Raw genomic sequence first — 6,448 nt, 5'->3', positions numbered from 1 at the left:
CGACGGCCCCGGTGGCCGCCCCGTAGACGACGGCCGTGGCCCCCCGGGGGCCGTGGGCAGCCGTGGGCCGGCCGGCCTGGTCGTAGGACCGGGTGGTGGTCCAGCCCCAGACGTCGGTGTAGGACACGGGGCGCCCGCCCAGGTCCACCTTCGTCGTGAGCGGGCCCAGCCCCGCTTCGGAGGCCGAGGTGGTGAGGGGGTCGCCGTCCACTGCGTAGTCGTAGGTGACGACCTTGACCGATTCGAGGGGAAATGGCCCGATCGGCCCACTCTCGTTGCGCCACTCCACGAACGAGCGTTCGCCCGGCTCCCAAGTGACCGGGGGTACTCGGGGGATCGGGGTGGATAATGACGAAATCACCGGGAAAAGCCAGTAGCAATGGAAAAGAACTGAAAATGGTAGGAAAACTAGGAAACGACCTACGGCGTTCTTGACAGGGTCGCGACTGTTGGTACGGTGGCGTAGCTGACACCGCGGGCGAGGGAGCGCGGTGCCGACCTACCCCCCAGGAGGGAGCCTCTCCGAACACGCACGCCCAGGGTGCCGTCTGCACCTCGATTGGACGCCCGTGTCCCGAGCCCCCCGACCGCTCGCGAGCTGATGCTGAAAGACGAGTGCCCGCATTCCAGGCCACACCTGATGCCCCTTCGGGGGCTTCGTCAAGGAGGCGCAAAATGCGCACACACAAACGTTCGGCGTCGTTGATCGTCGCTGTACTCATGGGGGCCGGCTCTCTGCTGGCCCACCAAGGCGGTCTCGCCTTGGCCGAAACGAACGAAGACCGCACCGACTCGGAGGCTTACACCGACGCTCGGGCCGACTACTGGGAGGCTCGCGCCGCCTATGCCGCCCGGCGGGCGGCCAGGGCCGCCCAGCGGGCCGCCGAGGGGGCCGGGGAGATCGCCGAGGCCCCGGCACCGGCTCCCGAGCCGGCCGTGGCCGAACCGGCCCCGCTGGTCCCCGGGGGCCCGACCAACGAGCAGCTGGCTGCCCTGCGGTGGTGCGAGTCGAACGACAACTACTACATCAACACCGGCAACGGCTACTACGGGGCTTACCAGTTCTCGCCCATCACGTGGTGGTGGCTGGGTTACGGGGGTTACCCCCACGAAGCGGCCCCGGCCGTGCAGGACGAGGCGGCCCGCTACCTCCACTCGATCTTCGGGTGGACGCCGTGGCCCGCCTGCTCGAGCTACCTGGGTTTCCGGTAGGGGGCCCGGGGTAGGCTCGCCGGCGACATGTGGAAGGTCGTCGCCGGTCTGGTCGTGGCGTTCTTGGTGCTGGGCCTGCTGGGCCTGGTGCTCAGGGCGGTGCGGTGGTTGATCGGCCTGGCCATCATCGTGGCCGTGATCGCCGCCCTGCTGGCTGCGGCCCAGGGCAAGAAGAGCAACTGAGGGCCGTGCTCCGCGTCAGCGGGGCACGGCCCTCAGTACCATCACGTCCTTCTTGAACGGCCACAGGTCGTAGACGCCGAGCACGGCCCTCACCAGCAGGTCGCGGGGCCCCGGGAACCGCCGTGAGGCCCGTACCGCCTGCCACCAGCTCGACGAGAAGCGGGCCTCGCGGTAGGCCTCCAGTTCGAGGCCGTTGGCGGCCAGGGCCTCGCTCATGGCCCGGCGGCTGAACACGTGGACATGGCCCGACGGCCGCTGCTCACCGAAGGGGTTGCCGTAGCGGCGCCGGGGCGAGGACTCCACGCCCGGAGGCTGCACGCCCAGCAGCAACGAGACGATCACCAGCAGCGAGTCGAGGCGGGGCGTCGACAGGACCAGGCAGCCGCCGGGCCTCAGAAGCCGGACGGCCTCCTCCAGCAGGCCGTCGGGGTCGAGCAGGTGCTCGATGCACTCCAGGCTCACGACCACGTCGAACGACGAGTCGCGAAACGGCAGCGGACCGGGCACCACGGCGGCCACCTGGGACACGCCGTGGCGCCTGGGGGCCAGGGGGGGAGGGAAGCCCACGTCGACGGCCACGCCCAGCGAGGCCCCGGCTGCGTTGGCCAGCTCGGCGGTGACGAACCCGTCGCCCGCCCCCAGGTCGACCAAGCGGCCCCCCGAGGCCAGGGGCACCAGGTCGACGGCCAAGGCGACGCGATGGTCGAGCTTGACCCTGCCGTTCTTCGTTGGCCGGTAGCCCCGGTAACGGGGGTCGGCCCCCTCCCAGCCGCCCGCAGGCCGCTGCGACGTCACCGACGCCCACGGTGGGCCCTCGACGGCGGCGGTGTCAGGCTGGTCGACGGCGGTCACGGGCGGGCCCATGATGGGGCCCCCACCGTCACGGCCGCAAGCGGGGAACCGCTAGCCGACCGAGCCCTCCATGTTGAGCTCGATCAGGCGGGACCACTCCACGGCGTACTCCATGGGCAGGGTGCGGGTGACGGGCTCGATGAACCCGTTGACGATCATGCTCATGGCCTGCTGCTCGGACAGCCCCCGGCTCATCAGGTAGAAGAGCTGGTCGTCGCCCACCTTGGAGACCGTGGCCTCGTGGCCGATGCGGGCGTCCTGCTCCTCGATCTCCATGTAGGGATAGGTGTCCGAGCGGCTGTGCTCGTCGAGCAGCAGGGCATCGCAGCGCACATGGCTCTTGCAGCCCTTGGCCCCCTCCTCGACCTTGACCAGGCCCCGGTAGGAGGTGCGCCCGCCGTCCTTGGAGATCGACTTGGAGATGATCGTCGAGGTCGTCTCGGGGGCGGCGTGCACCATCTTGGCCCCGGCGTCCTGGTGCATACCGGCGCCGGCGTAGGCCACCGACAGCACCTCGCCCTGGGCCTTGGGCCCGACCAGGTAGACCGACGGGTACTTCATCGTGAGCTTCGAACCGATGTTGCCGTCGATCCACTCCACCCGCGACTCGGTCTCGGCCCGGGCCCGCTTGGTGACCAGGTTGTAGACGTCGGGCGACCAGTTCTGGATGGTCGTGTAGGTGATGTGCGACCCCGGCTTGGCCACCAGCTCGACCACGGCCGAGTGCAGCGACTCCGAGCTCCAGATGGGAGCCGAGCACCCCTCGATGTAGTGGACCTTGGAACCCTCGTCGGCGATGATCAGCGTGCGCTCGAACTGGCCCATGTTCTCGGCGTTGATCCGGAAATAGGCCTGCAGGGGCTGGTCGACCTCGACGCCGGGCGGAATGTAGATGAACGACCCGCCCGACCAGACGGCCGAGTTGAGGGCCGCGAACTTGTTGTCGCCCGGGGGGATGACGGTGGCGAAGTACTCCTTGACCAGCTCGGGGTACTCGCGCAGGGCCGTGTCCATGTCGGCGAAGATCACCCCGAGGGACTCCAGGTCCTCCCGGTTGCGGTGGTAGACGACCTCGGACTCGTACTGGGCGGTGACCCCGGCCAGGTACTTGCGCTCGGCCTCGGGGATGCCCAGCTTCTCGTAGGTGGCCTTGACCGAGTCGGGCAACTGGTCCCAGCTGTTGACCTGCTTGTCGGTCGGCTTGATGTAATAGAAGATGTCTTGAAAGTCAAGGTGAGGCATGTTGACCGCGAACCACGGCAGCATGGGCTTGCGCTCGAACTGCTTGAGGGCGCGCAGCCTGAACTGGCGCATCCAGTCGGGCTCACCCTTCATCCACGACATCTCTTCGACGATGTCGGCGTTGAGGCCCTTCTTGGGCTTGAAGATGTAGTCCTCGGTCGGGTCGATCCAGCCCAGCTGGTAGCGACCCAGGTCAAGTTCGGTGGTTGCCATCGGGCATCAGCTCCGTGCGCAGCGACCTGCGGAAAAGGAAGAGAATTTCTCCTACGCAGATAGTAACAAACCACCGGAGCCAGGTCATCCCGCCTGTAGCTCGGGTTGCGGGTGCTCGGCCCCAGCGGGAGCAAGCCCGGTTGGGCACACTGTCGCCGGTGCCGCCCCTCCACCCTCGCCATCGTCTCGACGCCACCGTAGGCGACGTGTCGAGGGCGCTGTGGGCTAGCCGCCGAGCCCCACCGAGCGCCAGCCAGTACGTGGGCGGTGCCCTGGCCTGCCTGTCGGTGCGGTCGGCGTTCGACCTGCTGCTGGCCGCCCTGGCCCTGCCCCCGGGCGACGAGGTGCTGATGACGGCGGTGACCCACCCGGACATGGCCCGCATCGTCGAGGCCCACGGCTTGGTCGTGGTCACCGTCGACCTCGACCCGGCCACGCTCGCGCCCGGCCCTGAAGAACTGGAGCAGGCCGCCGCCCGCCCCCGGGTGCGCGCCCTGGTGGTGGCTCATCTGTTCGGCACCCGGTGCGACCTCGGCCCCTACGCCGACATCGCCGCCCGAAGGGGCCTGCTCCTGGTCGAGGACTGCGCCCAGGCCCTGGCCGGTCCGCGAGACCACGGTGACACCCGGGCCGACGTGTCGCTGTTCAGTTTTGGCCCCATCAAGACGGCCACCGCCCTGGGCGGGGCCCTGGCCTGGGTGCGCCGCCCTGCCCTGGCCGCGGCCATGGCCGCCCAGCACGACCGGTGGCCGGTGCAACGCCGCCGGCAGTACGCGGCCCGATCCGTAAAGGCCCTGGTGGCCATGGCCCTCAGCGGGCCCAGGGCCTACGGGCTGGCCGCGGCCCTGGCCAGTGGGCTGGGCACCGACGTGGGCGAGCTGGTGAGGGGGGCACCCCGGGCCGGCGAACCGGCCTTCACCGGCTGGCTCCGCCGCCGGCCGTGCGCGGGCCTGGTCGAGACCATGGCCAGGCGCACCGGCCCCGGGTTCCCAACCGAGCGCCTGGCCCGGCGGGCGGCCGCCGGCGACGCCCTGGCGGCCGCGCTGGGTGGGGGGGCCCGACCGGGCTCGGCCCTGGCGTCCACCCACTGGTTGTTCCCGGTGACGGCCCGCGACCCGGCGGCGCTGATCGCCGACCTGCGCTCGTGCGGCTTGGACGCCAGCGCGGGGGCCACCCAGATCCGGGCCCTGGGCCCGGCCCCCAGGATGCAAGCGGCGATGGCGGCCACCGTGTTCGTGCCCGCCTACCCCGAGCTGGGCCCGGACGCCATGGGCCGCCTGGCGGCCGTCGTGCGCCGCCACGCCCGCGGTGGGGGCCAGCCCGTGGGCGAGACTGCGGCCATGTCGCCTGCTGAGGACCGCCCCCTCGACCACAGCCCCGTGCACACCGCCGACCTGCCGGCCACGCCCCAGCGGGACCGGGCCATCCCGGCCACCGCCTGGGTGGAGGCGCCGCCCGAGGTGGTCGGGCTGGGGGCCGACCTCGGCCACCCGACTGCGCTGTACATCCGCCGCATCGGGGACTGGCTGGTGTGGCGGGCCGGGCCGGCGGCCCACGGCGACGCCCGCTACATGGCCCTCGACTCGGCCAACCTCTCCCGCCGGTGCACGTACCGCCTCCACCCCGACGGCCGGGGGGAGGGCACGGGGGCCGACGGGCACGTGCACCAGCGCTTCCGGGCGTGGAAGGAGTCACTGCGTGACGCACCTAGCTAGCCTGTTCGCCGCCATGGGAGCCGACGTCAAGCAGGAACAGATCGAGTACCAGCGCAAGGCGTACGACCGCCACTACCCGAAGATGGCGGCCGCCATCCGCGACCAGCTGGGCCACCCCATGCTTAGCGGTTACTACGACCGGCTGGCCGAGCGGGTGCTCGACCTCGGCGTGACGGGCACGGCCCGCCCCGACGGGCAGCCCTACCGGTTCTTCGAGGCCGGCAGCGGCGAGGGCCTGGTGGCCACGGCCGTGCAGAGGGTGGCCCGCCGCCGCGGCATCCGGTTCGCCTACACCGGCACCGACCTGAGCGAGGCGGCCATCGACATCGCCCGCACAGTGGTCGACGGCGACCTGGCGGCGGGCGACGCCACCCAGTTGGTGGCCGAGATGGAGCCTGCCAGCCAGGACCTCATCTGGGCCAAGAACCTGCTCCACCACCTGGCCGACCCGGCCGAGTTCGTGCGCCACGCGGCCCGGGCCGTCGGCCCCACGGGCCGGGTGGTGATCATCGAGCCCCGCCTACGGTGCCCGGTCCATTGGGTCAACCTCATGTGGTTTCGCCAGGAGCGCTTCCTGTGGAGCGGCTACGGGCGGACGCTGGCCGCCTTCGGGGCCGCGGGCGTCGAGGTGCTGCGGGTCGAGCCCTACTCCATGCTGCCCTTCGAGCTGGCCCTGGCCACCCGCCTGCGTTGGCCCCGCCGCCTCCTGGGCACGTCAAACCCAGCCGTGCTCGAACGGGCGGCAGCCGCCGACGAGTGGGTGTCCCGGACCTTCCCGAGCCTCGCCCTCTACCGGGTGAGCGCCCTCACCCCCGGCCCCCCAGGCGAGCCCCGGCCGACCTGATGGGGTCGGTGCCGGCGGCCGGGCTGGGTGCGACCGCCGTGCTCGTGGCCGTCGCCCTGTGGACCGCCGTCACGGTCCGCCGCTCGGGCTGGACAGGCCCCGCCCGCTCCCGCCGCCCCGCCCCGCCAGAGGCTGCCCGCCCCGCCCCGCCAGGGGCGCCCCGCCGGCCGCCCGCCGGGCCGCCAGC

The 6,448-nt window shown here is 71.7% G+C and carries 6 protein-coding genes and 1 pseudogene; 4 read left to right on the top strand and 3 right to left on the bottom strand.

The genetic code is table 11. The features are described 5' to 3' along the window. The coding region (locus tag AB1673_17210) for an RHS repeat domain-containing protein (GenBank protein ID MEW6155696.1) at window positions 1-289 on the bottom strand (289 nt) is incomplete at its 3' end. 386 nt (window positions 290-675) lie between these two features. On the opposite strand from AB1673_17210, the pseudogene AB1673_17205 reads away from it, so the two are divergent. Continuing rightward, a pseudogene (locus AB1673_17205) lies at window positions 676-1,203 on the top strand (transglycosylase family protein). Between the two features lie 36 nt (window positions 1,204-1,239). Beyond that, window positions 1,240-1,395, top strand: coding sequence for a hypothetical protein (locus AB1673_17200; protein ID MEW6155695.1), 156 nt, complete (start codon window positions 1,240-1,242; stop codon window positions 1,393-1,395). Between the two features lie 15 nt (window positions 1,396-1,410). Here the strand turns inward: AB1673_17200 and AB1673_17195 are convergent, their stop codons facing one another. Further along, window positions 1,411-2,259, bottom strand: coding sequence for a class I SAM-dependent methyltransferase (locus AB1673_17195; GenBank protein ID MEW6155694.1), 849 nt, complete (start codon window positions 2,257-2,259; stop codon window positions 1,411-1,413). Between the two features lie 39 nt (window positions 2,260-2,298). Next, window positions 2,299-3,702, bottom strand: coding sequence for a Fe-S cluster assembly protein SufB (gene sufB / locus AB1673_17190; GenBank protein ID MEW6155693.1), 1,404 nt, complete (start codon window positions 3,700-3,702; stop codon window positions 2,299-2,301). 140 nt (window positions 3,703-3,842) lie between these two features. Here sufB and AB1673_17185 point away from each other — a divergent pair, with 140 nt between their 5' ends. Together AB1673_17185 and AB1673_17180 are read left to right on the top strand one after the other, a co-directional pair. Then, window positions 3,843-5,417: an aminotransferase class I/II-fold pyridoxal phosphate-dependent enzyme gene (locus AB1673_17185; protein ID MEW6155692.1), complete on the top strand. Its 1,575-nt coding sequence runs from the start codon at window positions 3,843-3,845 to the stop codon at window positions 5,415-5,417. Further along, window positions 5,401-6,261 carry a class I SAM-dependent methyltransferase gene (locus AB1673_17180; protein MEW6155691.1) on the top strand — a complete coding sequence of 287 codons (861 nt, stop codon included), beginning with the start codon at window positions 5,401-5,403 and terminating at the stop codon, window positions 6,259-6,261. Before AB1673_17185 ends, AB1673_17180 begins: the two co-directional genes overlap by 17 nt. Window positions 6,262-6,448 lie beyond the last annotated feature (187 nt).

It is taken from the genome of Actinomycetota bacterium (assembly GCA_040754375.1).
Lineage (GTDB): Bacteria > Actinomycetota > Acidimicrobiia > Acidimicrobiales > AC-14 > JBFMCT01.
The sequence above is the reverse complement of the archived record's forward strand: the minus strand, read 5'-3'. Positions and strand labels throughout refer to the sequence as shown.

What these genes read in the sequence shown, in the direction of transcription:
- AB1673_17200 (MEW6155695.1), top strand. Translation starts at nt 1,240, where the DNA reads ATGTGGAAGGTCGTCGCCGGTCTGGTCGTGGCGTTCTTGGTGCTGGGC.
- AB1673_17195 (MEW6155694.1), bottom strand. Translation starts at nt 2,259, where the DNA reads ATGGGCCCGCCCGTGACCGCCGTCGACCAGCCTGACACCGCCGCCGTC.
- sufB (MEW6155693.1), bottom strand. Translation starts at nt 3,702, where the DNA reads ATGGCAACCACCGAACTTGACCTGGGTCGCTACCAGCTGGGCTGGATC.